At 40.6% G+C, this 26,420-nt stretch carries 30 protein-coding genes, 2 tRNA genes and 3 rRNA genes; 2 read left to right on the forward strand and 33 right to left on the reverse strand.

Annotated elements, in window-relative coordinates; all coding sequences use genetic code 11:
- Position 1: 1 nt before the first annotated feature.
- The 9 genes from BK574_RS17250 to BK574_RS17290 form a co-directional block, all read right to left on the reverse strand.
- Entirely contained in the window at positions 2-475 is a 474-nt protein-coding gene (locus BK574_RS17250; protein ID WP_078430907.1) for a TRAP transporter small permease, read from the reverse strand.
- Between the two features lie 139 nt (positions 476-614).
- Complete coding sequence (locus tag BK574_RS17255; RefSeq protein WP_078429443.1) at positions 615-1,658, reverse strand: TRAP transporter substrate-binding protein; 1,044 nt, start codon at positions 1,656-1,658, stop codon at positions 615-617.
- A 49-nt stretch (positions 1,659-1,707) separates the two neighbouring features.
- The gene (locus BK574_RS17260) at positions 1,708-3,075 is read right to left on the reverse strand and encodes an FAD-binding oxidoreductase (protein ID WP_078429444.1); all 1,368 of its coding nucleotides are present in this window, start codon (positions 3,073-3,075) and stop codon (positions 1,708-1,710) included.
- A 306-nt stretch (positions 3,076-3,381) separates the two neighbouring features.
- Positions 3,382-3,458: transfer RNA gene (locus BK574_RS17265), tRNA-Thr, on the reverse strand.
- A 4-nt stretch (positions 3,459-3,462) separates the two neighbouring features.
- Positions 3,463-3,538: transfer RNA gene (locus tag BK574_RS17270), tRNA-Asn, on the reverse strand.
- A gap of 18 nt (positions 3,539-3,556) precedes the next feature.
- Positions 3,557-3,672 (reverse strand): 5S ribosomal RNA (gene rrf / locus BK574_RS17275).
- Between the two features lie 103 nt (positions 3,673-3,775).
- A 23S ribosomal RNA gene (locus BK574_RS17280) occupies positions 3,776-6,707 on the reverse strand.
- Positions 6,708-7,090: 383 nt separating this feature from the next.
- Positions 7,091-8,643, reverse strand: a 16S ribosomal RNA gene (locus BK574_RS17285).
- Together the 16S, 23S and 5S rRNA genes with 2 tRNA genes alongside form the textbook arrangement of a ribosomal RNA operon.
- A gap of 332 nt (positions 8,644-8,975) precedes the next feature.
- Complete coding sequence (locus BK574_RS17290) at positions 8,976-9,203, reverse strand: hypothetical protein (RefSeq protein ID WP_075388555.1); 228 nt, start codon at positions 9,201-9,203, stop codon at positions 8,976-8,978.
- A 129-nt stretch (positions 9,204-9,332) separates the two neighbouring features.
- Between BK574_RS17290 and pdaB the strand changes: the two genes are divergently transcribed.
- Complete coding sequence (gene pdaB, locus BK574_RS17295; RefSeq protein ID WP_075388556.1) at positions 9,333-10,091, forward strand: polysaccharide deacetylase family sporulation protein PdaB; 759 nt, start codon at positions 9,333-9,335, stop codon at positions 10,089-10,091.
- Positions 10,092-10,419: 328 nt separating this feature from the next.
- Here pdaB and BK574_RS17300 read toward each other — a convergent pair whose 3' ends face one another.
- The gene (locus BK574_RS17300) at positions 10,420-11,013 is read right to left on the reverse strand and encodes a KinB-signaling pathway activation protein (protein ID WP_078429445.1); all 594 of its coding nucleotides are present in this window, start codon (positions 11,011-11,013) and stop codon (positions 10,420-10,422) included.
- A 145-nt stretch (positions 11,014-11,158) separates the two neighbouring features.
- Here BK574_RS17300 and gerD point away from each other — a divergent pair, with 145 nt between their 5' ends.
- Positions 11,159-11,776, forward strand: a complete 618-nt coding sequence (gene gerD / locus BK574_RS17305; RefSeq protein ID WP_075388558.1) for a spore germination lipoprotein GerD — start codon at positions 11,159-11,161, stop codon at positions 11,774-11,776.
- A gap of 45 nt (positions 11,777-11,821) precedes the next feature.
- Here the strand turns inward: gerD and BK574_RS17310 are convergent, their stop codons facing one another.
- The 23 genes from BK574_RS17310 to rplR all read right to left on the reverse strand — a co-directional run bounded on the left by BK574_RS17310 (position 11,822) and on the right by rplR (position 26,404).
- Positions 11,822-12,868: an Mrp/NBP35 family ATP-binding protein gene (locus BK574_RS17310; protein WP_078429446.1), complete on the reverse strand. Its 1,047-nt coding sequence runs from the start codon at positions 12,866-12,868 to the stop codon at positions 11,822-11,824.
- 81 nt (positions 12,869-12,949) lie between these two features.
- On the reverse strand, positions 12,950-13,666 hold the full coding sequence (gene cwlD / locus BK574_RS17315) for an N-acetylmuramoyl-L-alanine amidase CwlD (RefSeq protein WP_075388560.1): 717 nt from the start codon (positions 13,664-13,666) through the stop codon (positions 12,950-12,952).
- A gap of 76 nt (positions 13,667-13,742) precedes the next feature.
- Complete coding sequence (locus tag BK574_RS17320; protein WP_075388561.1) at positions 13,743-14,180, reverse strand: DUF2521 family protein; 438 nt, start codon at positions 14,178-14,180, stop codon at positions 13,743-13,745.
- A 313-nt stretch (positions 14,181-14,493) separates the two neighbouring features.
- Entirely contained in the window at positions 14,494-14,889 is a 396-nt protein-coding gene (gene rpsI / locus BK574_RS17325; RefSeq protein ID WP_075388562.1) for a 30S ribosomal protein S9, read from the reverse strand.
- A gap of 19 nt (positions 14,890-14,908) precedes the next feature.
- Entirely contained in the window at positions 14,909-15,346 is a 438-nt protein-coding gene (gene rplM, locus BK574_RS17330) for a 50S ribosomal protein L13 (RefSeq protein ID WP_075388563.1), read from the reverse strand.
- A gap of 235 nt (positions 15,347-15,581) precedes the next feature.
- Complete coding sequence (gene truA / locus BK574_RS17335) at positions 15,582-16,322, reverse strand: tRNA pseudouridine(38-40) synthase TruA (RefSeq protein WP_078429447.1); 741 nt, start codon at positions 16,320-16,322, stop codon at positions 15,582-15,584.
- 13 nt (positions 16,323-16,335) lie between these two features.
- Entirely contained in the window at positions 16,336-17,133 is a 798-nt protein-coding gene (locus BK574_RS17340; protein ID WP_078429448.1) for an energy-coupling factor transporter transmembrane component T family protein, read from the reverse strand.
- A gap of 4 nt (positions 17,134-17,137) precedes the next feature.
- Positions 17,138-18,001 (reverse strand): energy-coupling factor ABC transporter ATP-binding protein, encoded by an 864-nt coding sequence (locus BK574_RS17345; RefSeq protein ID WP_075388566.1) that lies wholly within the window; start codon positions 17,999-18,001, stop codon positions 17,138-17,140.
- Entirely contained in the window at positions 17,977-18,816 is an 840-nt protein-coding gene (locus BK574_RS17350) for an energy-coupling factor transporter ATPase (protein ID WP_078429449.1), read from the reverse strand. Before BK574_RS17350 ends, BK574_RS17345 begins: the two co-directional genes overlap by 25 nt.
- 114 nt (positions 18,817-18,930) lie before the next feature.
- Positions 18,931-19,293 (reverse strand): 50S ribosomal protein L17, encoded by a 363-nt coding sequence (gene rplQ / locus BK574_RS17355; protein WP_075388568.1) that lies wholly within the window; start codon positions 19,291-19,293, stop codon positions 18,931-18,933.
- 114 nt (positions 19,294-19,407) lie between these two features.
- Complete coding sequence (locus BK574_RS17360; protein ID WP_075388569.1) at positions 19,408-20,352, reverse strand: DNA-directed RNA polymerase subunit alpha; 945 nt, start codon at positions 20,350-20,352, stop codon at positions 19,408-19,410.
- 192 nt (positions 20,353-20,544) lie between these two features.
- Positions 20,545-20,937, reverse strand: a complete 393-nt coding sequence (rpsK, locus tag BK574_RS17365; protein ID WP_075388570.1) for a 30S ribosomal protein S11 — start codon at positions 20,935-20,937, stop codon at positions 20,545-20,547.
- A 21-nt stretch (positions 20,938-20,958) separates the two neighbouring features.
- The gene (gene rpsM, locus BK574_RS17370) at positions 20,959-21,324 is read right to left on the reverse strand and encodes a 30S ribosomal protein S13 (RefSeq protein WP_075388571.1); all 366 of its coding nucleotides are present in this window, start codon (positions 21,322-21,324) and stop codon (positions 20,959-20,961) included.
- Positions 21,325-21,345: 21 nt separating this feature from the next.
- Positions 21,346-21,459, reverse strand: a complete 114-nt coding sequence (rpmJ, locus tag BK574_RS17375; protein WP_003322638.1) for a 50S ribosomal protein L36 — start codon at positions 21,457-21,459, stop codon at positions 21,346-21,348.
- A gap of 88 nt (positions 21,460-21,547) precedes the next feature.
- Positions 21,548-21,766, reverse strand: a complete 219-nt coding sequence (infA, locus tag BK574_RS17380; RefSeq protein ID WP_003322635.1) for a translation initiation factor IF-1 — start codon at positions 21,764-21,766, stop codon at positions 21,548-21,550.
- A gap of 4 nt (positions 21,767-21,770) precedes the next feature.
- Positions 21,771-22,076 carry a KOW domain-containing RNA-binding protein gene (locus BK574_RS17385; protein WP_075388572.1) on the reverse strand — a complete coding sequence of 102 codons (306 nt, stop codon included), beginning with the start codon at positions 22,074-22,076 and terminating at the stop codon, positions 21,771-21,773.
- Between the two features lie 17 nt (positions 22,077-22,093).
- Positions 22,094-22,840 carry a type I methionyl aminopeptidase gene (gene map, locus BK574_RS17390; RefSeq protein WP_078429450.1) on the reverse strand — a complete coding sequence of 249 codons (747 nt, stop codon included), beginning with the start codon at positions 22,838-22,840 and terminating at the stop codon, positions 22,094-22,096.
- Positions 22,837-23,490 carry an adenylate kinase gene (locus BK574_RS17395; protein WP_075388574.1) on the reverse strand — a complete coding sequence of 218 codons (654 nt, stop codon included), beginning with the start codon at positions 23,488-23,490 and terminating at the stop codon, positions 22,837-22,839. Before BK574_RS17395 ends, map begins: the two co-directional genes overlap by 4 nt.
- A 68-nt stretch (positions 23,491-23,558) precedes the next feature.
- Positions 23,559-24,851 (reverse strand): preprotein translocase subunit SecY, encoded by a 1,293-nt coding sequence (gene secY, locus BK574_RS17400; protein ID WP_075388575.1) that lies wholly within the window; start codon positions 24,849-24,851, stop codon positions 23,559-23,561.
- Positions 24,851-25,291, reverse strand: coding sequence for a 50S ribosomal protein L15 (gene rplO, locus BK574_RS17405; protein ID WP_075388576.1), 441 nt, complete (start codon positions 25,289-25,291; stop codon positions 24,851-24,853). Before rplO ends, secY begins: the two co-directional genes overlap by 1 nt.
- 29 nt (positions 25,292-25,320) lie before the next feature.
- Positions 25,321-25,509 (reverse strand): 50S ribosomal protein L30, encoded by a 189-nt coding sequence (gene rpmD / locus BK574_RS17410; protein WP_075388577.1) that lies wholly within the window; start codon positions 25,507-25,509, stop codon positions 25,321-25,323.
- A 13-nt stretch (positions 25,510-25,522) separates the two neighbouring features.
- Positions 25,523-26,020 (reverse strand): 30S ribosomal protein S5, encoded by a 498-nt coding sequence (gene rpsE / locus BK574_RS17415; RefSeq protein WP_075388578.1) that lies wholly within the window; start codon positions 26,018-26,020, stop codon positions 25,523-25,525.
- Between the two features lie 21 nt (positions 26,021-26,041).
- Positions 26,042-26,404, reverse strand: coding sequence for a 50S ribosomal protein L18 (gene rplR / locus BK574_RS17420; RefSeq protein ID WP_075388579.1), 363 nt, complete (start codon positions 26,402-26,404; stop codon positions 26,042-26,044).
- Between the last annotated feature and the right edge of the window lie 16 nt (positions 26,405-26,420).

The following is a 26,420-nucleotide window of genomic DNA, read 5'->3' on the forward strand; positions in this document are numbered from 1 at the left end:
CTTACCCCTCCTCTCTTTGCCTTAATTGCCGAATGGTTACATCTATAATATTAATTGCTAGTATAACGCCACTTATTGGTATTACAGAATATACTATTCCCATCGGTATCTTTAATACGGGTGACAGTTGATTCATTGATCTTCCAGCTAAACTATAACCTTCTTTTATCATAATGAAGAAAAATCCAAGACAAACAACTGTTGCCACGATCGCCAAAATTTTTTTAAGAAAAGCAGGCGCTCGATCTCTAAGAACCTCCATACCGATATGTGCATTTTTGGACATGGCAAAGGCTGCTCCTAGAAAGGTAATCCAAACTAAACTATATCTCGATAGTTCTTCAGTCCAAGCTAAAGGTTGGTTAAGTACAAAACGAAATATAATTTGGCAAAAAACAGCTACAGTAAGGACTACAAAAATCAGGACTAATATAATATTTAATGTTTGATTCATTCCCTTTATGGCTTTTCTCAACATAATCACCGCCTTTTGGCAACTTTTAATATAACATTATTATCAACATGTAGTACTACCACAGGATTATTGACAGATTTAAAGACCAGATAAGAAGAAAAACGGGAAGACAACTTCCCGCTTTCCTTAACTTCAATGCTTATTGTTGTGCATCTAAAATTTGTTGTAACAACTCTTGATATTCAAATCTATCATATACATCAGAAATCGCTGAACGGAAAGGTTCAACATCTATATCTTCAATAATTTGCATACCTTGCTCAGCTAATTTGTTAAGAGATTCTTGTTCCATTTCCACAATTAAATCTCTTTGATACGAACCAATATTTTGACCTTCTTCAACTAAAATCTCACGTAAGTCTTCTGGTAATTTATCATATGTGTCTTGGCTTAACATAAAGATGGCTACAGAATAGACATGTCCAGTTAATGTCATATGTTCTTGATTTGCATTATATAAATCAAACTGATCAGCAACGATTGCAGGATTTTCTTGTCCCTTAACAACACCTTGTTGAAGAGCTGTTAAAGCTTCTGTCCAAGCCATCGGAGACGGACTAGCACCTAACATTTCAAATGCAGCTAAATGAAACTCATTTTCTTGTGTACGAATCGTTAACCCTTCTAAATCACTAGGACTATTGATTGGTCGTTCACTATTTGTAATATGTCTAAAGCCATTCTCACCCCAAGATAATCCGATAATTCCTTGCTCACTTAGACTTGAAAATAACCCCTGTCCAATTTCACCTTCTAATACTTCTACTGCAGCTTCACGATCATTAAATAAAAATGGCAAATCGAGCACACCTAATTCAGGAACAAAGTTCGTTACAGGTGCAGTTGAAGAAACTACTAAATCAACTGTACCAAAAGTAAGCCCTTCTGTTAATTCTCTTTCTGCACCAATTTGACTACTTGGAAACGTCTCAATTACAATTTGGCCATCTGTTCTTTCTTCAACAGTTTCAGCTAATTTCTGAAAAGCCTTTTCATAAGGATGATCTTCTGGTAAAGAGTGACCTGCTTGAAGTTTAAAAACTTCACCACTATCAGTACTGTCACTTCCGCTAGTAGTTTCTCCTTCATTTGTTGAGTCTGAGTCTGACCCACTGCCACACGCTACTAGTGATAAACTAGCAAGGACAGCAACAAATGGTGCTAAATACTTTCTCTTTTTCATTTTGAATCCCCCAAATTTAATTTTTTATTTATTTTGTTTTGTTGATCGATTAATCAACAAAAATTTTACCTGGATTTAATATATTATTAGGATCTAAAGACTTTTTAATAGCCTTCATCACTTCGTATGAACTGCCATGCTCTAACCGTTGGTACTTGGCCTTTCCAAGTCCGACACCATGTTCACCAGTACAGGTTCCACCCTTTGAAATAGCGTATTGAACAATGGTCTGGTTGAATTTTTGAGCTAACTTCATTTCTTCTTCATTGTTTAAATCAACCATTAACAATACATGGTAGTTACCATCGCCTACATGGCCTGTTATCGCACCATCTAAACCTAATTTATCTACTTCACTTCTTGAGTGCGCAATCGCATTCGACAACTCTGAAAGAGGAACACTAACGTCAGTAACCATTAACTTTCGCCCTGGTGAACCGTGTATAAAAGCATAAGCTAAATTATGGCGAGCTTCCCATAATTCATGTCTCGCTTTTGAGTCTATTTCAAACAAGATATCTTTACACCCTAAGTCATGTACGATTTCTTTCGTAAATTCTACATCCTGTTGTAAACCAGCTTCATTTCCATGAAATTCTAAGAATAACGTAGGACTCTCTTCATACGTCGTTTTCAATTGTTGGTTTACTTGTTTTATGGAACGTGCATCTACTAATTCAATTCTAGCAATAGGAATGCCTGCCGATAAAATTGACACAACCGCATCTACAGCATTATCTACTGAAGGAAAAGATGCTCTCGCCGCCATAGTCTCCTCTGGGATCCCGTACACTTTTAACGTTAACTCAGTTATTACACCTAATGTCCCTTCTGAACCGACCATTAAACCATTCAAATGATAACCAGAAGACGACTTAGCTGCCAAACCTCCTGTATGAATAATGTCACCATTAGCAAGGACGACTTCAAGGTCTCGTACTTGATCCCTCATAATTCCATACTTAACCGATGTTGTTCCACTAGCATTTGTTGCAGCCATACCACCGAGGGTAGCATCCGCTCCTGGATCTACAGAAAAGAACAACCCATATTTTTTTAACTCTTTATTTAATTGCGTTCTTGTCACCCCTGGCCCAACTTTTACAAGAAAGTCCTTTTCTTTTATTTCAACAATTTGATTCATGAGCGACAGATCGAGTGAAATTCCTCCATTGTAAGGAATAACATGTGCTTCAAGGCTTGTCCCTAATCCAAAAGGAACAACTGGAATTTTATGTTGATTTGCATAAGCTAAGATTTTACTAACTTCTTCTTTAGACTCAGGAAAAATAACGACATCTGGAAGGCTAGGACGATGATAAGATTCGTCTCTACTATGTTGTTCTAACATCGTCTCATTCGTAGTAACTCTTTCATTGGATATCAATTTTTTTAATTCGTTTATGTGGTTTAACATGGCTATCTCCTTCTGACTTAACTACAGCGAGCAATCGTCTTTTTCTCTATTCTGGTTTTTAAAAACTATTCTGATATTTTTCTTGAAATGCAAACTCAGTCTATAACCTACCATCTTCCTATAATTAATACTTTATAATTATGCACTATTGTAACAAATAAATCAAAATAATTAAACAGTTCAAATTATAATATTATTATACAAATTTAGTATTTTTTATTTTATTCAAGAAATTGTTGAAATTTTTTAGATACAAAAAAAGACCTTCCATTACGGAAAGTCATTATACCAAATATGTAAGTGTGCTGGAGCTTCCAAGCGGACTTGAACCGCTGACCCCTTCCTTACCATGGAAGTGCTCTACCGAACTGAGCTATGGAAGCGAGTTGGCTCCACAGGCAGGACTCGAACCTGCGACCGATCGGTTAACAGCCGATTGCTCTACCAACTGAGCTACTGTGGAACGAGAAATTATGTAATAGCCTAGCGACGTCCTACTCTCACAGGGGGAAGCCCCCAACTACCATCGGCGCTGAAGAGCTTAACTTCCGTGTTCGGCATGGGAACGGGTGTGACCTCTTCGCTATCGCCACTAGACTTATAAAATGGTGATAAGCTTCGCATTTCTACGATGCTTATGATGGAGCGTCATTCTCTCAAAACTGGATAATGTACTAGAAGAATATCAACGCTTTATGTTTTGGATAAGCCCTCGACCGATTAGTATCTCTCAGCTCCACGTGTCACCACGCTTCCACCCGAGACCTATCAACCTCATCATCTCTAAGGGGTCTTACTTACTTAACGTAATGGGAAATCTCATCTTGAGGGGGGCTTCACGCTTAGATGCTTTCAGCGCTTATCCCGTCCACACGTAGCTACCCAGCTATGCTCCTGGCGGAACAACTGGTACACCAGCGGTGTGTCCATCCCGGTCCTCTCGTACTAAGGACAGCTCCTCTCAAATTTCCTACGCCCACGACGGATAGGGACCGAACTGTCTCACGACGTTCTGAACCCAGCTCGCGTACCGCTTTAATGGGCGAACAGCCCAACCCTTGGGACCTACTTCAGCCCCAGGATGCGATGAGCCGACATCGAGGTGCCAAACCTCCCCGTCGATGTGGACTCTTGGGGGAGATAAGCCTGTTATCCCCAGGGTAGCTTTTATCCGTTGAGCGCTGGCCCTTCCATGCGCAACCACCGGATCACTAAGCCCGACTTTCGTCCCTGCTCGACTTGTAGGTCTCGCCGTCAAGCTCCCTTATGCCTTTGCACTCTACGAATGATTTCCAACCATTCTGAGGGAACCTTTGGGCGCCTCCGTTACTGTTTAGGAGGCGACCGCCCCAGTCAAACTGCCCACCTGACACTGTCCCTGAACCGGATCACGGTTCGAGGTTAGAACTTCAATGCAGCCAGGGTAGTATCCCACCGACGCCTCCACGTAAGCTGGCGCTCACGCTTCCAAGGCTCCTACCTATCCTGTACAAGCTGTACCAAAATCCAATATCAAGCTACAGTAAAGCTCCATGGGGTCTTTCCGTCCTGTCGCGGGTAACCTGCATCTTCACAGGTAATATAATTTCACCGGGTCTCTCGTTGAGACAGTGTCCAAGTCGTTACACCATTCGTGCGGGTCGGAACTTACCCGACAAGGAATTTCGCTACCTTAGGACCGTTATAGTTACGGCCGCCGTTTACTGGGGCTTCGGTTCACAGCTTCGGCTTGCGCCTAACCGCTCCCCTTAACCTTCCAGCACCGGGCAGGTGTCAGCCCCTATACTTCGCCTTGCGGCTTCGCAGAGACCTGTGTTTTTGCTAAACAGTCGCTTGGACCTATTCACTGCGGCTCTCTCGGGCATACACCCTACCAGAGCACCCCTTCTCCCGAAGTTACGGGGTCATTTTGCCGAGTTCCTTAACGAGAGTTCTCCCGAGCGTCTTAGAATTCTCTGCACGCCTACCTGTGTCGGTTTGCGGTACGGGCACCTCTCACCTCGCTAGAGGCTTTTCTTGGCAGTGTAGGATCAGGAACTTCGGTACTTAATTTCCCTCGCTATCACAGCTCAGCCTTTATGGTAAGCGGATTTGCCTACTTACCAGCCTAACTGCTTAGACGCGCATCCATCAGCGCGCTTACCCTACCTTACTGCGTCCCCCCATTGCTCAAACGGTGAGGAGGTGGTACAGGAATTTCAACCTGTTGTCCATCGCCTACGCCTTTCGGCCTCGGCTTAGGTCCCGACTTACCCTGAGCGGACGAGCCTTCCTCAGGAAACCTTAGGCTTTCGACGGAGGGGATTCTCACCCCTCTTTTCGCTACTCATACCGGCATTCTCCCTTCTAAGCGCTCCACCAGTCCTTCCGGTCTGACGTCGCTGCACTTAGAACGCTCCCCTACCCCTGTCCGTAAGGACAAGCCGTAGCTTCGGTGATACGTTTAGCCCCGGTACATTTTCGGCGCAGAGTCACTCGACCAGTGAGCTATTACGCACTCTTTAAATGGTGGCTGCTTCTAAGCCAACAGCCTGGTTGTCTGGGCAACTCCACATCCTTTACCACTTAACGTATACTTGGGGACCTTAGCTGACGGCCTGGGCTGTTTCCCTCTTGACTACGGATCTTAGCACTCGCAGTCTGACTCCCGAGGATAAGTATTTGGCATTCGGAGTTTGACTGAGTTCGGTAATCCTGTGGGGACCCCTAGCCCAATCAGTGCTCTACCTCCAATACTCTTCCCTCGAGGCTAGCCCTAAAGCTATTTCGGGGAGAACCAGCTATTTCCGAGTTCGATTGGCATTTCACCCCTACCCACACCTCATCCCCGCATTTTTCAACATGCGTGGGTTCGGGCCTCCATTCAGTGTTACCGGAACTTCACCCTGGACATGGGTAGATCCCACGGTTTCGGGTCTACGACCACGTACTTATCCGCCCTATTCAGACTCGCTTTCGCTGCGGCTCCGCCTTATCAGCTTAACCTTGCACGGGATCGTAACTCGCCGGTTCATTCTACAAAAGGCACGCCATCACCCGTAAATGGGCTCTGACTACTTGTAGGCACACGGTTTCAGGATCTCTTTCACTCCCCTTCCGGGGTGCTTTTCCCCTTTCCCTCACGGTACTGGTTCACTATCGGTCACTAGGGAGTATTTAGCCTTAGGAGATGGTCCTCCCTGCTTCCGACGGGGTTTCACGTGTCCCGCCGTACTCAGGATCCGTCTCGGAGAGACGATCATTTTGGCTACAGGGCTGTTACCTTCTCTGACGGGCCTTTCCAGACCGCTTCGCCTATGATCGTCTTTTCTTACTCCATGTGAGACGTCCTACAACCCCAAGAGGCAAGCCTCTTGGTTTGGGCTAATTCCGTTTCGCTCGCCGCTACTCAGGAAATCGCATTTGCTTTCTCTTCCTCTGGGTACTTAGATGTTTCAGTTCCCCAGGTCTGCCTCCTCATACCCTATGTATTCAGGTATGGGTACCATCCCATTACGGATGGTGGGTTCCCCCATTCGGATCTCCCCGGATCAAAGCTTACTTACAGCTCCCCGAGGCATTTCGCTGTTCGTCGCGTCCTTCTTCGGCTCCTAGTGCCAAGGCATTCACCGTGCGCCCTTTCTAACTTAACCATTCGACAAATGATAAGCGGCGGATTACTCGTTGACTGCGCTCTCTGCGTTGCTCATGTACACTTTAAACGTACATTCCGCTACTCGTGAGCTTGCCGCCTCGTACTCCTTGCTTCTAATTCGTCACTTAATTTAGAAATATATCAATTGAAAGAAGTAAATGCTTTCAAAACTGAACAAGGCAACTGACTTCAATTACAACTTGAACAGTCATCTAAGTTATACTTCTTGCAGCCTTGCATCGAGGAAGCTTACTTCGAAGCGTTGCTCGTAGACACAGATGCAAAAAGTAAATCAGAGAGTTTTGAGTTCTCTCAAAACTGAACAAAAAAGACCAAAGCGTACATACGAAGTATGTATCGACTAGAGTAAATACTCCATAGAAAGGAGGTGATCCAGCCGCACCTTCCGATACGGCTACCTTGTTACGACTTCACCCCAATCATCTGTCCCACCTTAGGCGGCTGGCTCCAAAAGGTTACCCCACCGACTTCGGGTGTTACAAACTCTCGTGGTGTGACGGGCGGTGTGTACAAGGCCCGGGAACGTATTCACCGCGGCATGCTGATCCGCGATTACTAGCGATTCCGGCTTCATGTAGGCGAGTTGCAGCCTACAATCCGAACTGAGAATGGTTTTATGGGATTGGCTCGACCTCGCGGTTTCGCTGCCCTTTGTACCATCCATTGTAGCACGTGTGTAGCCCAGGTCATAAGGGGCATGATGATTTGACGTCATCCCCACCTTCCTCCGGTTTGTCACCGGCAGTCACCTTAGAGTGCCCAACTAAATGCTGGCAACTAAGATCAAGGGTTGCGCTCGTTGCGGGACTTAACCCAACATCTCACGACACGAGCTGACGACAACCATGCACCACCTGTCACCTTGTCCCCCGAAGGGGAACGCTCTGTCTCCAGAGGTGTCAAGGGATGTCAAGACCTGGTAAGGTTCTTCGCGTTGCTTCGAATTAAACCACATGCTCCACCGCTTGTGCGGGCCCCCGTCAATTCCTTTGAGTTTCAGCCTTGCGGCCGTACTCCCCAGGCGGAGTGCTTAATGTGTTAACTTCGGCACTAAGGGCATCGAAACCCCTAACACCTAGCACTCATCGTTTACGGCGTGGACTACCAGGGTATCTAATCCTGTTTGCTCCCCACGCTTTCGCGCCTCAGCGTCAGTTACAGACCAGAGAGTCGCCTTCGCCACTGGTGTTCCTCCACATCTCTACGCATTTCACCGCTACACGTGGAATTCCACTCTCCTCTTCTGTACTCAAGTCTTCCAGTTTCCAATGACCCTCCACGGTTGAGCCGTGGGCTTTCACATCAGACTTAAAAGACCGCCTGCGCGCGCTTTACGCCCAATAATTCCGGACAACGCTTGCCACCTACGTATTACCGCGGCTGCTGGCACGTAGTTAGCCGTGGCTTTCTGGTTAGGTACCGTCAAGGTACCGCCCTATTCGAACGGTACTTGTTCTTCCCTAACAACAGAGCTTTACGACCCGAAGGCCTTCATCACTCACGCGGCGTTGCTCCGTCAGACTTTCGTCCATTGCGGAAGATTCCCTACTGCTGCCTCCCGTAGGAGTCTGGGCCGTGTCTCAGTCCCAGTGTGGCCGATCACCCTCTCAGGTCGGCTACGCATCGTCGCCTTGGTGAGCCATTACCTCACCAACTAGCTAATGCGCCGCGGGCCCATCCCGTAGTGTTAGGTAAACCCAACTTTTACAATAACACCATGTGATGTTATTGATTATCCAGTATTAGCTCCGGTTTCCCGAAGTTATCCCAGTCTACAGGGCAGGTTGCCCACGTGTTACTCACCCGTCCGCCGCTAACCTTTCAAGAGCAAGCTCTTGAAAGGTCCGCTCGACTTGCATGTATTAGGCACGCCGCCAGCGTTCGTCCTGAGCCAGGATCAAACTCTCCAATAAAGTGTTTGATTAAGCTCATCGTCACAAACGTGACGTTTTTAAAACTTTGACGAGATATCATGTATCTCTTTATTTCGCTTGGCTTTTTGTTCAGTTTTCAAAGAACTTTTTCGTCTCATCTTAACGACGACTTATTAATCATAACACATTTCAAAACTTGAAGTCAATATATTTTTTAAACGAAGAAACATATTAACTTGTTGATAATTAGTGTTTAATTAGTGCGTAAGAAATACTATAACAAACTCCTATATATTCGTCAATACATTATATTAAAAAATTCTACCCCGTGTAGATACACCTTACTTCACGAGGTAGTAGGAATAGCTTACTTAATTTAAATGTTTATACTGTGATGTTCTAATATACTTTGAACATTCTTTAGGTGATGCAAAGCGACGATATATCCCAAAAATGATTTGATACTTTTCTTCCATAGCTTTTTTTACTACGTTATCTATTCTTGGATCAGTTAAATCAAGAAGTAATTCCTCCATCTCTCTCTTCAACAAATATTCTACTTCTTGTACTTCTTTCATGTTTAGTAAAAACCCAAGCATTATTTTCCACCTCTACCAATAAATTTAAGAGTCTGTTTTAAAATTGTTTTCTAAAACTTGTAATTTTATTCATATCTTGTCCGTTATTGCATAGAGTTATTTTAGGGCATGGGACAAGGGAGGGGTAAAATGAAGTTCTTTTTGGTGTGGAATGGAAAAAAAATAAAGCAATTATCAATTATTATTGTTGCGGCCTTTTTTACCGCTGGACTATTGTTTGTCGAACGAAATGAATTAATGGTTTTTTCGACATCGGATGGACCTCAAGCGTTTCACAAAGCAAAAACCGATGATAAAGTGATGTCTCTAACTTTTAACATTAGTTGGGGTGATCAAAGAGCCTTACCAATTCTGGACATATTAAAAGATAAAAATGTTCAGGCTACTTTTTTTCTCTCAGGTGCATGGGCCGAACGTCACCCAGATACCGTCAAACGTATCGTTGAGGATGGACATGAAATTGGTAACCATGGTTATCAATATGAAAGCTACCCTTCTTGGGATGATGAAAAAATAAAAAAAGATATTCGAAGAGGAGATCAAGTTCTTACTGAACTAACGGAAAAAAAACCTACCTTATTGAGACCCCCACATGGACAGTTTGACAAACGCGTTCTTGGAATAGCTGACAAACTAGATTACTCCATTGTCCACTGGAGTGTTAATACTAATGACTGGGAAAACCCTGGAGTGGACCAAATTGTCGATCAAACGCTAGAACAATCTAGTAAAGGAGATGTAATTCTATTTCATGCATCAGACTCCGTGAAACAAACTCATAAAGCATTACCTATCATTCTAGACCGCCTAAAAAGTAAAGGGTATCAGTTCACAACAGTAACTGAATTAATAGCTAGTACAACAACTAAGAGTGAAGAAATTAAGTAGTACCACCGACAATGCGGTCAAAAGTTCTTCCTATTAAATCTACAATTTGATAAAGCTAAACAACCAACAGTGAGGGTGTTCCTCTTCCCCCACTGTTGGTTAGTCGAGACCCACACGATGTAATGCAGGTCTCATAGATGTTGCCATAGGACGTGGCAATGTTCATTAAGACTGGCAACTTATTCCCAACTTAAGCTTCTTTAATTCCTCGAAGTCTTCAAGTTAGATGTTAACCGCCTGTTAATTCTGGAAAAATTATAGTTTTAATAAAAAGAAAAAAGAAACAGATGGGAATTTTACATCTGTTTCCTTTTATTAATCGTTGGTTTTATTTCGTTTGATTTCCAGTTAGCCGGTGCAATATTAATAACTGCCACGTATTAGCTGCTAACAACGGTGCAAAATAAATCCATAACCATTTTGGGTCATTTACAGTAAGTGCTGGAACCCACTCAATTGTAGTGACAACTACAATGAAGAATAATGCAGGTATGAAAGCTCCTTGATTCGTATCTTTTGCTTTTATATACGCGATAATAATACCGTAAATCAAAATTAGAATAGGCATCAATACATAATTAAAAATGGTTTCATCCGCTTCGGCAAAAGCAATATAACGAAGGTATATTAAATCAAAAATGACAAAAGCAATAACAATAACTTGAACTTTGTTCCACAGCTTCGCTGTTTTAAATAGACCTAACCCTAAGCGATGAATAGTTAAATATGCAAAGAAACCCATTTGACTAATTAAACTAAAGGCAGCACTAATACCTAGTAACCAAACTAAACCAAAGATAAAGTTCATGGCACCTTCACTTGTATACAATGACCAGTCAATGACTAGTCCTACAATCGCACCACTAATACTTCCAATTAAAAGAGAGGTGAAAAACAAATAAACAACTTTACGGCTATTCACGATGAACGCTCCTCCATCTTTCTAATCATGCTCTATTGATTGTACCAATGACATTCTAAAAAATCTAGATTATGGCTTGAAGATACGCATAAAATTTGTAGAAATATTGCATATTAATGACAAAATGAGCGAAAGGAAGAGATTTATGGGGCGATATCGCAAACTAATCATAATACCAACTATCCTCATCTTTTTCATTACTGGTTGTGCGACTGCCGAAGGTGGCGGAAACTCCCAACCTGATTACGAGAGTATGAAAAAAATGATGGTCGATATGTTGCAAACAGATGAAGGAAAAAAAGCCATCTCAGAAGCGATAACGGATGAAGAAGTCCAACAGGAACTAATTATGGAACAGGCTTTTGTTAAGCAAACAATCCAACAAACCTTAACTTCTGAACAAGGAAAAGCCTTTTGGCAACAAACGATGCAAGACCCCGAATTTGCACGAGCATTAGCTGAAAGTATAAAACCCGAAACAGAAAAAATGCTTAAAGCACTAATGAAGGACCCAGAGTATCAACAAATGATGATGGATATACTAAAAGACCCGGAAATGGAAAAGGCCGCTCTTGATTTAATGAGAACAAAAGAATACCGCCAACAAGTGATGACCATTATGGCGGATGCTTTTGAAAGTCCATTCTTCGTTTCAAAAGTTAACCAAATATTAGGGAAGGTTACAGCGGAACAATTACAAAAGGAAGCGAAACAACAAGAAGAGAAAGAACAACAAGGTGAAGGTGGCGGAGAAGGCTCATAGCCAAAACAAGCAGTCCCAAAATTACAATGGGACTGCTTCTTTAATTTATTTTTCTACTTTTTCAATAACACGTTTTGCAATTTCAGTATAAATTTTTCCAATCGGATGATTATCATCATAAATTGAAGGTGCAAAATCATCTTTATTAATTTCTGGCTGACCTAGTGGAATTTGCCCTATGACCTTCGTCTTCAATTCTTCAGCAAGACGCTCTCCACCACCGCGACCAAATACGTACTCTTTTTCTCCTGTTACTTTGCTTTCGAAATAAGACATATTTTCAACTACTCCAATGATCTCATGATTCGTTTTAATCGCCATTGCGCCCGCACGTGCAGCAACAAATGCTGCAGTTGCATGTGGCGTAGTTACAATAATTTCCTTAGACGTCGGAAGCATTGTATGAACATCTAGCGCTACATCTCCAGTACCAGGAGGTAAATCTAAAATTAAATAATCGAGCTCCCCCCACTCTACTTCACTAAAAAAGTTGTTAAGCATTTTCCCTAACATCGGCCCTCTCCAAATAACAGGTGCATTATCTTCGACGAAAAATCCCATTGAAATTACTTTTACGCCAAAACGTTCTACAGGATAAATGCGCTCAGCGATAACCTTTGGACGTTCTTCTACACCCATCATATCAGGAACACTAAACCCGTATATGTCAGCATCTATAATTCCTACTTTTTTACCTAATCGAGCGAGTGTTGTTGCCAGGTTTACAGATACTGTTGACTTTCCAACACCACCTTTACCACTTGTCACTGCAATAAACGTTGTATCTTGAGATGTAAGTAATGATGGAGCTTGCTTCTGTTGAACTCCACCTCGCTGTTGCAATTCTGGTTCTGTTAGATTTTCAAAACGCAGTCCAACGGATTCAGCTCCAGCTTCTTTAAGTGTATTGACCATCTGTTGTTGTAATTGCATTTGTTCAGCTGTTCCTGTTTTTGCAATAGCTACTTTTAAACTTACATGATTATCATTTATTTTGATTTCTCTAATAGCATCAACTTCAACAATGGACTTATCTAAAAATGGATCCATCACTGTTTTTAATGCGCCTATTACTTTTTCTTCTGATAACAACGAGCACACCACCCTTTTTATGTAGATATAATTAGTATAGCATAACTCGTTTAAGGAATACGTTGATTTCGCTTACATGAGTTATGAAGCGGGAACTGGTTCTTCTGAATAATAACGGAGAATTCCTTGATAAATAGATGCAGCCACTTTTTGTTGATACTTTTCGGTTTCAAGTAATTCGGCTTCTTCTGGATTGGATAAAAATCCAACTTCGACGAGAACACCTGGGGTTACTGCTTGTTTTATTAAATAAACATTACCAATCGGTTTGGCCACTCGGTGAGTATTTTCTAAATTTCGACGAATTTCATCTTGAACAAACTTAGCAATGTACTCATTTTCTTCTATTGTCCGGTTGTAAAAGGTTTGTGCCCCTTTCCACTTCGGTGAAGGAATAGCGTTAAGGTGAATACTAACAAACATATCTCCATCTGAACCATTGATTAACTCGACTCTTCGCTTTAAGTCTTGTACTTTACGCTGGCGTATTTTTTTTATATCACTATCGGCTAAATCTCTGTCTTCTTCTCGAGTCATAAGAACTAGCGCTCCTGCTTCTTGTAAATAATCGCGAAGCTCTAATGAAATGTCTAACGTTACATCTTTTTCAAGTAATCCGTCTTTGGATACTGCTCCACCGTCTGGACCTCCATGACCTGGATCAAGTATAATTACTTTTCCTGACAAGGGGAGTTGCCACGTTGACCAAGAGTCATCGCTAATAAATTGGTATTGCACAATAAATAATAGTCCAACAACCGCAAGAGCGAAGCCGCCCCCTTTAATCCACTTTTTCATTCCAGTCCCTCCTACGTCCTCTTCTCTTTATTTATATTTGGACAAGGAGGAAATTATGAACAGAAACTTGTCTTTCTTAATGAAGACGCATTCGGTACCGTTTTGTACCTTCCGTGAACCCCTTTTCCCACCACTGTTCTACAAATTGTTCTACTGCTATATATAATGAATCCAACCCGATATCTCGATATGTGTACCAACCTTCAAGAATGTAAAATAATTGTGTATAAATATCTTTTAGTTCTTCTTCACAACGAAAGCGAACATCTAGAACCGTCTCTCCATAGTAGCCAAAACGGCTAAATTCTGCACCAATTAAAAAGGAATCAATCGCTGCATCAATAATAGGATCGACTAAAAACGGCTCATATTGAAAGTGGAAAGGAAACAAATGTTCAAAGTGTTGCTGAGCATCTTTTCGTAGATCATTTAACGACAATTGTCTCAATACTTTACGTTCAAACTTCCAGCGCTTTTCTCGTTGTTTTTCTGAGAACGTTGTTATGACTGTCATAGGGACCTCTCCTCGTACCTTTTTTCATTAGTATCGAGAAAAACAAACAGACTCATGCGATGGAAATACCGTTGAATTTATCCAATAAGTAAATGAAATGTTAATTAACGAGGGGCGATGTTGATTTTATTGGTCTAATTCTAGATTTATCAGTCTAATTCCAATTTTATTGGTCTACTTGCTCATTTATTGGTCTAACAGCAAATTTTTTTAGTCAAATTCCCAATTTTAAAATCGAACCCTTAAGTGCACATTTCATATACAAAAAAGACCCCCAAGCATAAATGCCTGAGAGCCTTGAAACGCATGTATATTAACGTTTTGAGAACTGAGGTGCACGACGTGCTGCTTTAAGACCGTATTTCTTACGCTCTTTCATACGTGCATCACGAGTTAAGAAACCAGCGCTTTTTAATGACGCACGGTATTCTGGATCTACTTCTAAAAGCGCACGAGAAACTCCGTGACGGATAGCTCCCGCTTGTCCAGTATAGCCTCCACCAGTAACATTAACAACAACATCATATTGTCCTTCTGTTCCTGTTTCAACTAGTGGTTGTTGAATGATTAACTTTAATACTTCTTTGTTTCCGAAGTATTCATTGAATTCACGATTATTGATAACGATACGACCGTCGCCTGGCACTAAACGAACACGTGCAACAGAGTGCTTACGGCGACCTGTACCATAATATTGTACTTGTGCCAAAGTAATACCCTCCCTTTAATTAACCACGAAGTTCAAGAACTTCTGGTTTTTGTGCTTGGTTTTTATGTTCGCTACCAGCATAAACGTGTAACTTCATACCTTGTTTACGACCAAGAGTGTTCTTTGGAAGCATGCCTTTAATTGCAAGCTCTAACATACGCTCTGGTTTGTTTTGTAGCATTTCGCCAGCTGTAGTTTGCTTAAGTCCACCTGGGTGATTTGTGTGACGGTAGTAAATTTTGTCTTGTAATTTCTTTCCTGTAAGAACGATTTTTGATGCGTTGATAATAATTACGTGATCACCTGTATCTACATTCGGAGTAAAGATTGGTTTATGTTTACCACGAAGAATAGAGGCAACTTCACTAGCAAGACGACCTAAAGTTTGGCCTTCTGCATCAACAACATACCATTTACGTTCAACTTCATTTGGCTTTGCCATAAATGTTGTACGCATGATTTTCCCTCCTATTTAAACATTCATAAATTTTTTTAATTTCGATTTTATGGTAATTGCATTGTTTTTAGTAACAAGCCTAAACAACCCGGGGCTAGTGGGTTTCATTTAGAAATACCATCTAACATCTTATAATATATATCACATGATGTCAATAACTTGTTACACTAGGATGAGTTGTTTTGTTAAATTTATTTTTTTTCTTGTCTTTACAGAGATTCTTACACCCACATCTTCATTTATAATCAACTTCCCATAAATATAAACCATGTCCTGGAGCTGTTTTTCCAGCCATCGCTCGATCTTTAGCTAAGATGATATCCTTTATGTCCTTTACATCCCGTTTTCCTGTACCGACTTCTAATAAAGTACCTACAATAATTCGAACCATATTATAGAGAAAACCATTTCCTTGGATACTAAAAATAATCTCATCCTCTTCTATTAGAATTTCAAGCTGATATATGGTTCTGATTTTATCTTCAACTGGCGAACCTGTTGAACAAAAGGAAGTAAAATCATGTGTCCCTATAAGGAAATTAGTCGCTTCCTTCATCACATCAATATTGATTTCATACGGAACGTGGTACGTATAACGCCGACGAAAGACGTCACTAAGTTTATGATTCAAGACACGGTATCGGTACTCTTTACGAACCGCATGAAATCGTGCATGAAAATCAGGATTTACTCCTTGTACATTACGGATTGTGATATCATCTGGTAAGTTTGCAGCTAAAGCTTGTCCCCATTTTTCAGTCGGTATGTGAAGAGGCGTATCAAAGTGAATGACTTGGCCAACAGCATGAACAGAAGCATCCGTCCTACCTGAAGCAAACACTTGAACTGTTTGATTTTTATGAATCGTTTTTAGTGCTTTCTCTAATTCTCCCTGAACTGTTCTCCTTTGGGGTTGAACTTGATAGCCAGAAAAATCTGTTCCATCATATGAAATGACGCACTTAAACCTTCTCATAATTCCACCTCACCTATACCCTTAAAAAGAATAAGCCTACTCCAAAACTAATAACAACAATGACGATCGTCGTGTCACGAAACGTCCAGCACAGTTGACGTAACTTTGTACGACCATCCCCTCCCCGATAACCTCTGGCCTCCATGGCTAAAGCCAGGTCCTCTGCACGCTTAAAAGAACTAATAAAAAGTGGGATTAGTAAAGGAATAAACGCCTTCATTCGATCCTTGAGTGGCCCACTTGAAAAGTCAACGCCACGCGCCATTTGTGCTTTGGCGATTTTTTCCGTTTCTTGTAACAAGGTAGGAATAAATCGTAGCGAAATGGACATCATTAAGGCCAACTCATGTGCTGGCAATCCAAAGCGTTTAAATGGAGATAAAATGCTTTCTAGCCCATCTGTTAAATCCATCGGCTTTGTCGTTAAAGTTAAGAGTGAAGTAAAGATAACTAATACAAGCAGGCGAATTGAGATAAACACACCTTGTGTAATCCCAGATTCATAAATTTTGATCGGTCCCCAATCGAATACAAGTTGTCCTTCTTTATTTAACAATAAATGAATAATAAGAGTAATAAGAACAAGTAATAAAATAGGCCTTAAACCTTTATAAATATAACGAATTGGTACCTTTGATAATAAAATGGTTGCAAAACAAAAAACGATGATCACAGCATAAGAAACCCAACTATTTGCAATAAAAACAACAATAACAAGTAAGAAAACCGCTAGTAATTTTGCTCGTGGATCAAGGCGATGTAATATTGATTTCCCTTGAACATATTGACCAATTAAAATATGTTGAAACATAGCATCACCTTTTTTCGAGCATAAATTGCTTTATAAATTGAGCTACTTGATCGACAGTAAATAAATCATGTGGCATCTGCTGTTGAAACTTCTTTTCCATTGTATTCAATAAAGTAATGGTCTCTGGAACATCTAGTCCTATGTCTTGAAGTTTGTTAAAATTCGAAAAAATCAGTTCAGGCTTACCTTGAATAGCTATTTCCCCTTGATTTAATACGATAATTTGATCTGCAAATAGTGCAGCGTCTTCCATATGGTGAGTTACTAACACTGTTGTTAACTCTTTTTCTTGATGAAGACGGTAAAACATTTCCATTATTTCACGGCGTCCCTTTGGATCCAGACCAGCCGTAGGTTCGTCAAGTACAAGTACTCTAGGGTCTAGTGCGAGAACACCTGCAATAGCTACTCGTCTTTTTTGCCCACCGCTTAATTCAAAGGGCGATCGTTTCAAAAAATCTTCAGAAAGTCCAACAAGTGGCATAAGAGATCTAGCTCTTTTTTTAGCCTTTTCTTCGGAAACACCAAAATTCATAGGGCCAAAAATAATATCTTTCTCTACAGTTTCTTCAAATAATTGGTGTTCGGGGTATTGAAATACAAGTCCTACATTTTTTCGCAGGGTCTTTAAATTCTTCTTCTTTTGATTCGCAATAAGTTCTGTCTTGCCAACTTTAATACTTCCAACAGTCGGTCTTAGTAATCCATTAAAATGTTGAATTAGGGTGGACTTTCCAGAACCAGTATGACCAATAAACGCCGTGTAAGAACCCGATGGAATCGTAAACGATAATTCCTTAAGAACTTCCTTTTCAAATGGTGTTCCTTGCATATAGGTATGGCCTAATTTTTCAATTTTAATTTCCATAGTTCCTCCACTAAATCCTCAACACTCAATGTCACTGTATTTAATGGTACCCCTTCCCTTACTAATTGTTGCTGTAGCTTCACGGAAAAAGGGACATCTAGACTTTGAATTCTCATAAATTCTTCATCCGTAAGAATTTCAGCAGGAATACCATCTCTTACAATTTCCCCCTGATTCATGACGACCACTCGATTGGCTAAAGAAGCCTCATTTAAATCATGTGTAATGGATATGACGGTAATTTCCTCAGTTTCTCTTAGGCGTAATACAGTGCGTAATACTTCTTTTCTACCTTGTGGATCTAACATTGAAGTCGATTCATCCAATATAATTACAGAAGGTTGTATTGCAATAATTCCTGCAATCGCAAGCCTTTGCTTTTGTCCACCTGACAGTCGATGTGGTTCTTCAGTGAGCAAATGCGCAATTCCTACCTTTTCAGCACTATCTTTAATTCTTGATTCCATTTCTAAAGGGGATACTCCATTATTTTCAAGACCAAAAGCAATATCATCCTTTACTGTCGTTCCTACTAATTGGTTCTCAGGATTCTGAAAAACAAGTCCTACATTACGACGAATATCCCACATTGACTCTTCATTCTTAGTATTCAATCCGTTAATGAAAACGTCACCATCTTCTGGAATGAGCAACCCATTTAAAAATCGTGATAGTGTAGATTTCCCAGAACCATTATGGCCAATAACAGCCAACCATTCTCCTTTTTGAACCGTAAGTGAAATATTTTTTAATACTTCTTCCCCTTCTTCATCATACTTATAAGAAAGGTTAATAATTTCAATAGGTACACCCATGATCATCACCTAAAATATTAAATCTCGATATAATAAAAAAGGGCTGTGAGTAGGAGCATAATGCTCACAACCTGTCACGCCCTTTGTCGTCAAATATATATGATGTATCAGAAATTAAACTAGCTCAATAATTGCCATTGGTGCACCATCACCACGGCGAGGACCTACTTTTAAAATACGAGTATATCCACCTTGACGCTCTTCATAACGTGGTGCGATATCTTCAAAAAGCTTTTGAATAGCATCTTGACCTGATTCTTCATTAGCTACTTCACGACGTACGAAAGATGCTGCTTGACGACGTGCGTGAAGGTCACCACGTTTACCAAGAGTAATCATCTTTTCAATGATCGGACGAAGTTCTTTAGCTTTTGATTCCGTAGTTTGGATTCTCTCGTTGATGATTAAGTCAGTTACTAAATCACGTAATAATGCTTTACGACCAGCACTATCACGACCTAATTTTGCATATGCCATGCTGTTTCCCTCCTTTGTAACGCTAATATGTTTGCCTCAACAGGCCACGACGATTTATTATAAAAACACAAGAAAAATGGAGAACCGCACAGCGTTAGCGTCCCCTATTAGTACCTATTCTTCTTTACGAAGACCTAAGCCTAATTCAGCAAGCTTTTCTTGGACTTCTTCAAGTGATTTACGTCCAAGATTACGTACTTTCATCATGTCTTCTTCTGTTTTTTGTGTTAACTCTTGTACGGTATTAATGCCAGCACGCTTTAAGCAGTTGTAAGAACGAACAGAAAGATCAAGCTCTTCAATCGTCATTTCAAGTACTTTTTCTTTTTGATCTTCTTCTTTTTCAACCATAATTTCAGCATTTTGTGCTTGATCTGTAAGACCGACAAAAATATTTAAATGCTCCGTTAAGATTTTAGCACCCAAAGATACGGCTTCTTCTGGACGAATGCTACCATCTGTCCATACATCTAATGTAAGTTTGTCATAGTTGGTAATTTGACCGACACGTGTATTCTCAACTTGATAGTTCACTCGAGATACAGGTGTGTAGATTGAATCAATCGGGATTACTCCAATTGGTTGATCTTCAGACTTATTATCTTCAGCTTGAACATAACCACGACCACGTTTAGCTATTAAACGCATATGTAGTCTTGCACCTTTGGATAATGTTGCGATATGAAGATCAGGATTTAATACGTCTACATCACTATCATGTGTTAAATCACCAGCTGTAACTACACCTTCACCTTGAGTGTCAATTTCTAAAACCTTCTCTTCATCCGAGTAGATTTTAAGAGCAAGTTGCTTCAAGCTTAGAATGATTGTTGTTACATCTTCTACAACACCTTCGATTGTAGAGAATTCATGTAAAACACCATCAATTTGTACGCTTGTTACAGCTGCTCCTGGTAAAGAGGATAAGAGGATACGACGTAAGGAGTTCCCTAAAGTTGTACCATACCCACGTTCTAGAGGTTCAACAACGAACTTCCCGTATTTAGCATCATCGCTAACTTCAATCGTTTCAATATTTGGCTTTTCTATTTCAATCATTCAACAAACCCTCCTTCAAAACGTCGAACTCCGGCAGACCCGTAAGGATTGCCTAACCGGAATTCCCCATTAGGCAGTTCCCATACGCATTACCATAGTTAATAAAAGCAAGAACCGTTTCATAGGGAAAATCTCGTCTTACCCATTATTAACACTTTTAGGAAATCTATACAAGAAATTGGATTTCTTTTATTACACTCTACGACGTTTTGGTGGACGGCAACCATTATGAGGAACTGGCGTAACGTCACGGATCATGCTTACTTCTAATCCTACTGCTTGAAGAGAACGAATAGCTGCTTCGCGTCCTGCACCAGGACCTTTAACAGTAACTTCAATCGTTTTCATGCCATTTTCCATTGCTGTTTTACCAGCAGCTTCAGCAGCCATTTGTGCAGCAAATGGAGTAGATTTACGAGATCCCTTGAAACCAAGGTTTCCAGCACTAGCCCATGAAATTGCATTTCCATGTACATCAGTAATCGTTACAATCGTATTGTTAAAAGTAGATTTAATGTGTGCTACACCACTTTCAACGTTTTTACGTTGACGACGTTTTGTACGTGTATTAGTCTTTTTAGCCATGTTCTTAACCTACCTCCTTTACTATTTCTTCTTGTTAGCTACTGTACGACGTGGACCTTTACGTGTACGAGCATTGTTTTTCGTATTTTGTCCGCGAACTGGTAAGCCACGACGGTGACGAACACCACGGTAACAACCGATCTCGATTAGACGTTTGATGTTTAGAGAGATTTCACGACGAAGATCTCCTTCAACTCTATACGCATCAAGTACTTCACGAATTTTACCTAACTCTTCTTCTGTTAAATCACGAACGCGTGTATCTTCAGAAACACCAGCTTTTTCTAGGATTTCAGAAGATAACTTTCTACCAATTCCGTAGACATATGTTAAAGACACTACTACTCGTTTGTCACGAGGAATGTCAACACCTGATATACGTGCCATGTATTAAAGCACCTCCTTGTATTAACCTTGTTTTTGTTTATGCTTAGGGTTTTCACAAATTACCATAACTGTTCCTTTTCTACGAATAACTTTACATTTTTCGCAGATTGGCTTCACTGATGGTCTTACCTTCATCTTATTTACCTCCTTATATTACGGAGTGCTCGTATCAAGCTCTCATTTGAGCAATCAAACTATATCTAAACCGACAAATACCTAAGGATTATTTATAACGATATGTGATTCGGCCACGCGTTAAATCATATGGAGATAATTCAACTGTCACTTTATCACCTGGTAAGATACGGATAAAGTGCATACGAATTTTACCTGATACATGAGCCAATACTTTATGACCATTTTCTAACTCGACACGGAACATTGCATTTGGTAGTGGCTCAATTACGGTACCTTCAACTTCAATTACATCCTCTTTCGCCATGAATTTACTCTCCTTCCTTCAGTAAATGATTTTGTTCTTGGAACTTTTGTATCGCAAAACGCAGCTTCGCGTTGGTAACACGACCAGTTTCATTCATGCTATTTATAACTTCTTCTGAGACATAATCAATGAATTTTAGGTGTTGGACATTTTTCTTTTTTGCGTTATCGAACTTTCGACTATCACCATCAGCAATATAAACAAAGCGATGATCAATAATACGAATTACGACACAAATCCGGTCCCGATCACGACCTTTGATTACTTCAACAATCTGACCAATAAATGGTCCTGATTCAGGATCTTTCATCTTCCATCACCTTCATACTACACTTTTGTTAGTATTTCAAAGCCAGTCTCAGTAATAGCAATCGTATGCTCAAAGTGTGCACAGTTTTTTCTATCAGTAGTTACAACAGTCCAATTATCCGCTAAGGTACGTACGTAACGAGTACCCGCGTTGACCATTGGTTCAATTGCTAAAACCATTCCAGGCTTTAAACGTGGACCTTTCCCCGGAGGACCATAGTGTGGAATTTGTGGATCTTCGTGAAGGTTTTGACCTACACCATGACCTACATATTCTCTTACAACTGAATACCCATACGATTCTACATACGTTTGGATCGCATGTGAAATGTTCGAAAGGCGTTCTCCCGGTTTCGCTTCCTCTAAGCCTTTATAAAGAGATGCTTCTGTTACATCCATTAATTTTTGGTCATTTTCAGCAATGTCTCCGACAGCATATGTCCATGCAGAGTCACCATGATATCCATTATATTGAGCCCCAATGTCAATACTAATGATGTCTCCCGCCTTGAGAACACGTTTCCCTGGTATACCGTGCACCAATTCTTCATTTACTGAAGCACAGATACTACCCGTAAATCCATTGTAGCCTTTAAAGGATGGTACCGCATCATATGAACGAATCAATTTATCAGCAATGTTATCTAATTCCTTGGTAGTAATACCAGGTTGGATATGCTTTTTCAGCTCCTGATGTGTGAGGGCAACGATCTTACCCGCCTCGCGCATTATCGCGATTTCACGTTCAGTCTTACAAATAATCATGCATTTATTCCTTTCAGAAGTTGGTCAATGTCCGAAAACACTTTCCCAATCTCTTGTAAACCATTGATATCACAAAGTACACCTTTCTTAGAGTAGAAATCAAGAAGTGGTTTACTTTGTGCAATATTTACTTCTAGACGTTTCTTTACAGTTTCTGGTTTATCATCATCTCTTTGAATCAATTGGCTACCGTCAACGTCACAGATCCCTTCAACCTTTGGAGGATTGAAAATAACATGATATGTTCTCCCTGATGTCGGTGAAACTCTTCTTCCCGTTAGTCGATCCATAAGGATGTCTTCTGGAACATCAATATTAATAACAAAATCAATTTTTTTCTCAAGTGATGCAAGCATTTCATCTAAAGCATCTGCTTGAGCAACAGTACGAGGAAATCCATCTAATAAAAATCCTTTTTCACAATCGGACTGACTTAATCTATCTCGAACAATCCCAATTGTTACTTCATCAGGTACAAGTTCACCTGCGTCCATAAACGATTTTGCTTTCATACCTAGCTCAGTTTCATTCTTAATTGCTGCACGGAACATATCCCCTGTAGAGATGTGTGGAATTCCATAGTTCTCAACAATTCTTTCTGCCTGAGTACCTTTACCAGCACCCGGAAGCCCCATTAATATTAAATTCATTTTTTCCCCTCCATTACCGAATTGAAAACTATAACACTAAGGGAAAATGTTTTCCCTTAGCCTTCTAGTTACTTAATGAATCCTTTGTAATGACGTTTAATTAACTGACTCTCAATTTGTTTCATCGTATCTAATGCTACACCAACGACAATTAATAATCCAGTTCCGCCAATTTGTATCGCAGGAGGTAACCCCATAATTGTAGTAAAGAAAACTGGAATAATTGAGACAACCGCTAAGAACAATGCTCCAACCAATGTTAGTCGATAAAGAATACGTGTTATGTATTCCTGAGTCGTCTTACCTGGTCGAATACCAGGGATATATCCACCTTGCTTCTTTAGATTGTCAGCTAACTGCTCAGGATTGACTTGGATAAACGTATAAAAATAGGTAAATCCAATAATGAGCAGTGCATACAATACCATTCCGATCGGCTGAGTATAATCAAATATTAGCGTTACCCAGTAAGCAATCGCATTATCCGTTCCAAAAAACCCAGCTACTGTCGGTGGAAAAATAAATAAAGATAAAGCAAAGATGACAGGGATTACCCCAGCTGCATTCACCTTAAGCGGTAGATGCGTTGATTGTCCTCCAACAGGACTTCTTCCAACAAGACGCTTTGCATATTGAACTGGAACTTTACGTAAAGCTTGTTGGACGTAGATAACTCCAACAATTATAGCAAGGATAGCAAGGAGTAATAGTAATACTGTTACAATACTTAGAAACAGTTGCTCACCAGCAGTTTCAATTTGGGTAGCATAAATTTGGTTCACCCCGTTTGGAATACCAGCAGCAATACCAGCAAAGATGATAATCGAAATTCCGTTTCCGACACCTTTTGCCGTAATTTGCTCTCCAAGCCACATTAAAAATGCCGTTCCAGCCGTAAGTACTAGTGCAATAAACAGATAGGTAGGAACAGTTGGGTTAGGGATTAATCCTGGAAAAATGGTATTAAATCCAATAGACATCCCTAGTGCTTGAATAAAACCTAACACAATTGTTCCATAACGAGTGATTTGTGCCAATTTCCGACGACCTGCTTCACCCTGTTTTGCCCACTCTGCAAACTTAGGCACTACATCCATTTGAAGTAACTGCACTACAATGGATGCTGTGATATACGGCATAATTCCCATTGCAAAAATCGAAAAGTTACCTAGTGCTCCACCACCGAATGTATTCAGAAAACCAAAAGCATTCGCTTGATCATAGAAGTTTAAAACATCTTTGTTTGAACCAGGCACTGGAATAAATGTACCAATTCGAAACACAATGAGCATTAATAAAGTGAATATAACTTTTCGCCTTAAGTCACCAACTCGCATAATGTTGGAGATCGTCCGGAACATTAAATCACCTCAGTTTTTCCGCCAGCAGCTTCGATTGCTTCTATAGCCGTAGCAGAAAACTTGTTGGCTTTCACTGTCAGTTGCTTATCAAGCTTGCCGTTACCAAGAATTTTAATACCATCCTTTACGTTCTTAACTACACCCGTTTCGATTAATAGTTCAGGTGTTACTTCTGTACCTGCATCAAAACGATTTAATGTGTCAAGGTTTACAATGGCAAACTCTTTGCGAGTAGGATTTGTAAATCCTCGTTTTGGTAAACGTCGGAAAATTGGGTTTTGTCCACCTTCAAAACCTGGACGAACACCACCACCAGAGCGTGAATTTTGACCTTTATGTCCACGACCAGCTGTTTTTCCGTTACCAGAACCGATACCACGACCTACGCGGTTACGGACTTTGCGAGAACCTTCTGCAGGTTTCAACTCGTGAAGTTTCATGTTGCCACCTCCTCTTAAATAAGTTTCAATTACGCATCTATTTCTTTCACTGTTAGTAAGTGAGATACTTTGTTAATCATACCACGAATAGCAGCGTTATCTTGTTGTACTACAGTTTGATGCATCTTGCGTAAGCCTAAAGTTTTTACAGTAATACGTTGGTCCTCAGGACGTCCGATAATGCTTCTAGTGAGGGTAATCTCTAACTTTTTAGCCATGTTTTTTCCCTCCTTATCCTAGCAGTTCTTCTACTGATTTACCACGTAATTTCGCAACCTCTTCAGCGCGCTTAAGTTCTTTAAGTCCTTCAATTGTTGCACGAACCATATTAATAGGATTATTTGATCCTAATGATTTTGATAAGATATCGCCTACACCAGCAAGCTCTAGTACTGCACGTACTGGTCCACCAGCAATAACTCCTGTACCTTCAGATGCTGGCTTTAGTAATACACGTCCTGCACCGAAGTGGCCTAAGATCTCATGTGGAATTGTTGTACCAACAACAGGTACTTCAATTAAGTTCTTCTTTGCATCTTCAATTGCTTTACGGATTGCTTCAGGAACTTCTTGAGCTTTACCCATTCCAAAGCCGACATGACCGTTTTTATCTCCTACAACAACTAATGCAGCAAAGCGGAAACGACGTCCACCTTTTACTACTTTAGCTACGCGGTTAACGGCAACAACTTTTTCTTCAAGCTCCAACGTATTTGCATCGATACGCATTTAGTTTCCCTCCTTTTTACATTAAAATTGTAATCCAGCTTCACGAGCTGCATCAGCTAATACTTGAACACGTCCGTGATATAAGTAACCTCCACGATCAAATACGATTGTCGTGAAACCATTTTCAACTGCACGCTTCGCTACAAGTTCTCCAACAGCTTTTGCCGCTTCTTTATTTCCACCGTTCTCTAAGTTAAGTTCTTTATCTAAACTTGACGCAGATGCTAATGTTACACCGTTCACATCATCAATTAGCTGTGCGTAAATGTGTTTAGAAGAACGGAAAACATTTAAACGTGGACGTTCAGGAGTACCTGTGATCGTGCGACGAACATGAGCATGTCTTTTCTTACGCGCCAAATTTTTGTCAGGCTTCGTAATCATTGAACGTCATTCCTTT

This window comes from Alkalihalobacterium alkalinitrilicum (assembly GCF_002019605.1).
In the GTDB taxonomy this organism is placed as follows: Bacteria; Bacillota; Bacilli; order Bacillales; family Bacillaceae_F; genus Alkalihalobacterium; species Alkalihalobacterium alkalinitrilicum.

Coding starts and splice junctions, on each gene's coding strand:
- BK574_RS17255 (WP_078429443.1), bottom strand. CDS start 1,658: ATGAAAAAGAGAAAGTATTTAGCACCATTTGTTGCTGTCCTTGCTAGT.
- BK574_RS17260 (WP_078429444.1), bottom strand. CDS start 3,075: ATGTTAAACCACATAAACGAATTAAAAAAATTGATATCCAATGAAAGA.
- BK574_RS17290 (WP_075388555.1), bottom strand. CDS start 9,203: ATGCTTGGGTTTTTACTAAACATGAAAGAAGTACAAGAAGTAGAATAT.
- pdaB (WP_075388556.1), top strand. CDS start 9,333: ATGAAGTTCTTTTTGGTGTGGAATGGAAAAAAAATAAAGCAATTATCA.
- gerD (WP_075388558.1), top strand. CDS start 11,159: ATGGGGCGATATCGCAAACTAATCATAATACCAACTATCCTCATCTTT.
- cwlD (WP_075388560.1), bottom strand. CDS start 13,666: ATGAAAAAGTGGATTAAAGGGGGCGGCTTCGCTCTTGCGGTTGTTGGA.
- BK574_RS17320 (WP_075388561.1), bottom strand. CDS start 14,180: ATGACAGTCATAACAACGTTCTCAGAAAAACAACGAGAAAAGCGCTGG.
- rplM (WP_075388563.1), bottom strand. CDS start 15,346: ATGCGTACAACATTTATGGCAAAGCCAAATGAAGTTGAACGTAAATGG.
- truA (WP_078429447.1), bottom strand. CDS start 16,322: ATGAGAAGGTTTAAGTGCGTCATTTCATATGATGGAACAGATTTTTCT.
- BK574_RS17340 (WP_078429448.1), bottom strand. CDS start 17,133: ATGTTTCAACATATTTTAATTGGTCAATATGTTCAAGGGAAATCAATA.
- BK574_RS17345 (WP_075388566.1), bottom strand. CDS start 18,001: ATGGAAATTAAAATTGAAAAATTAGGCCATACCTATATGCAAGGAACA.
- BK574_RS17350 (WP_078429449.1), bottom strand. CDS start 18,816: ATGGGTGTACCTATTGAAATTATTAACCTTTCTTATAAGTATGATGAA.
- rplQ (WP_075388568.1), bottom strand. CDS start 19,293: ATGGCATATGCAAAATTAGGTCGTGATAGTGCTGGTCGTAAAGCATTA.
- BK574_RS17360 (WP_075388569.1), bottom strand. CDS start 20,352: ATGATTGAAATAGAAAAGCCAAATATTGAAACGATTGAAGTTAGCGAT.
- rpsK (WP_075388570.1), bottom strand. CDS start 20,937: ATGGCTAAAAAGACTAATACACGTACAAAACGTCGTCAACGTAAAAAC.
- rpsM (WP_075388571.1), bottom strand. CDS start 21,324: ATGGCACGTATATCAGGTGTTGACATTCCTCGTGACAAACGAGTAGTA.
- rpmJ (WP_003322638.1), bottom strand. CDS start 21,459: ATGAAGGTAAGACCATCAGTGAAGCCAATCTGCGAAAAATGTAAAGTT.
- infA (WP_003322635.1), bottom strand. CDS start 21,766: ATGGCGAAAGAGGATGTAATTGAAGTTGAAGGTACCGTAATTGAGCCA.
- BK574_RS17385 (WP_075388572.1), bottom strand. CDS start 22,076: ATGAAAGATCCTGAATCAGGACCATTTATTGGTCAGATTGTTGAAGTA.
- map (WP_078429450.1), bottom strand. CDS start 22,840: ATGATTATTTGTAAGACTGAACGTGAAATCGCGATAATGCGCGAGGCG.
- BK574_RS17395 (WP_075388574.1), bottom strand. CDS start 23,490: ATGAATTTAATATTAATGGGGCTTCCGGGTGCTGGTAAAGGTACTCAG.
- secY (WP_075388575.1), bottom strand. CDS start 24,851: ATGTTCCGGACGATCTCCAACATTATGCGAGTTGGTGACTTAAGGCGA.
- rplO (WP_075388576.1), bottom strand. CDS start 25,291: ATGAAACTTCACGAGTTGAAACCTGCAGAAGGTTCTCGCAAAGTCCGT.
- rpmD (WP_075388577.1), bottom strand. CDS start 25,509: ATGGCTAAAAAGTTAGAGATTACCCTCACTAGAAGCATTATCGGACGT.
- rpsE (WP_075388578.1), bottom strand. CDS start 26,020: ATGCGTATCGATGCAAATACGTTGGAGCTTGAAGAAAAAGTTGTTGCC.
- rplR (WP_075388579.1), bottom strand. CDS start 26,404: ATGATTACGAAGCCTGACAAAAATTTGGCGCGTAAGAAAAGACATGCT.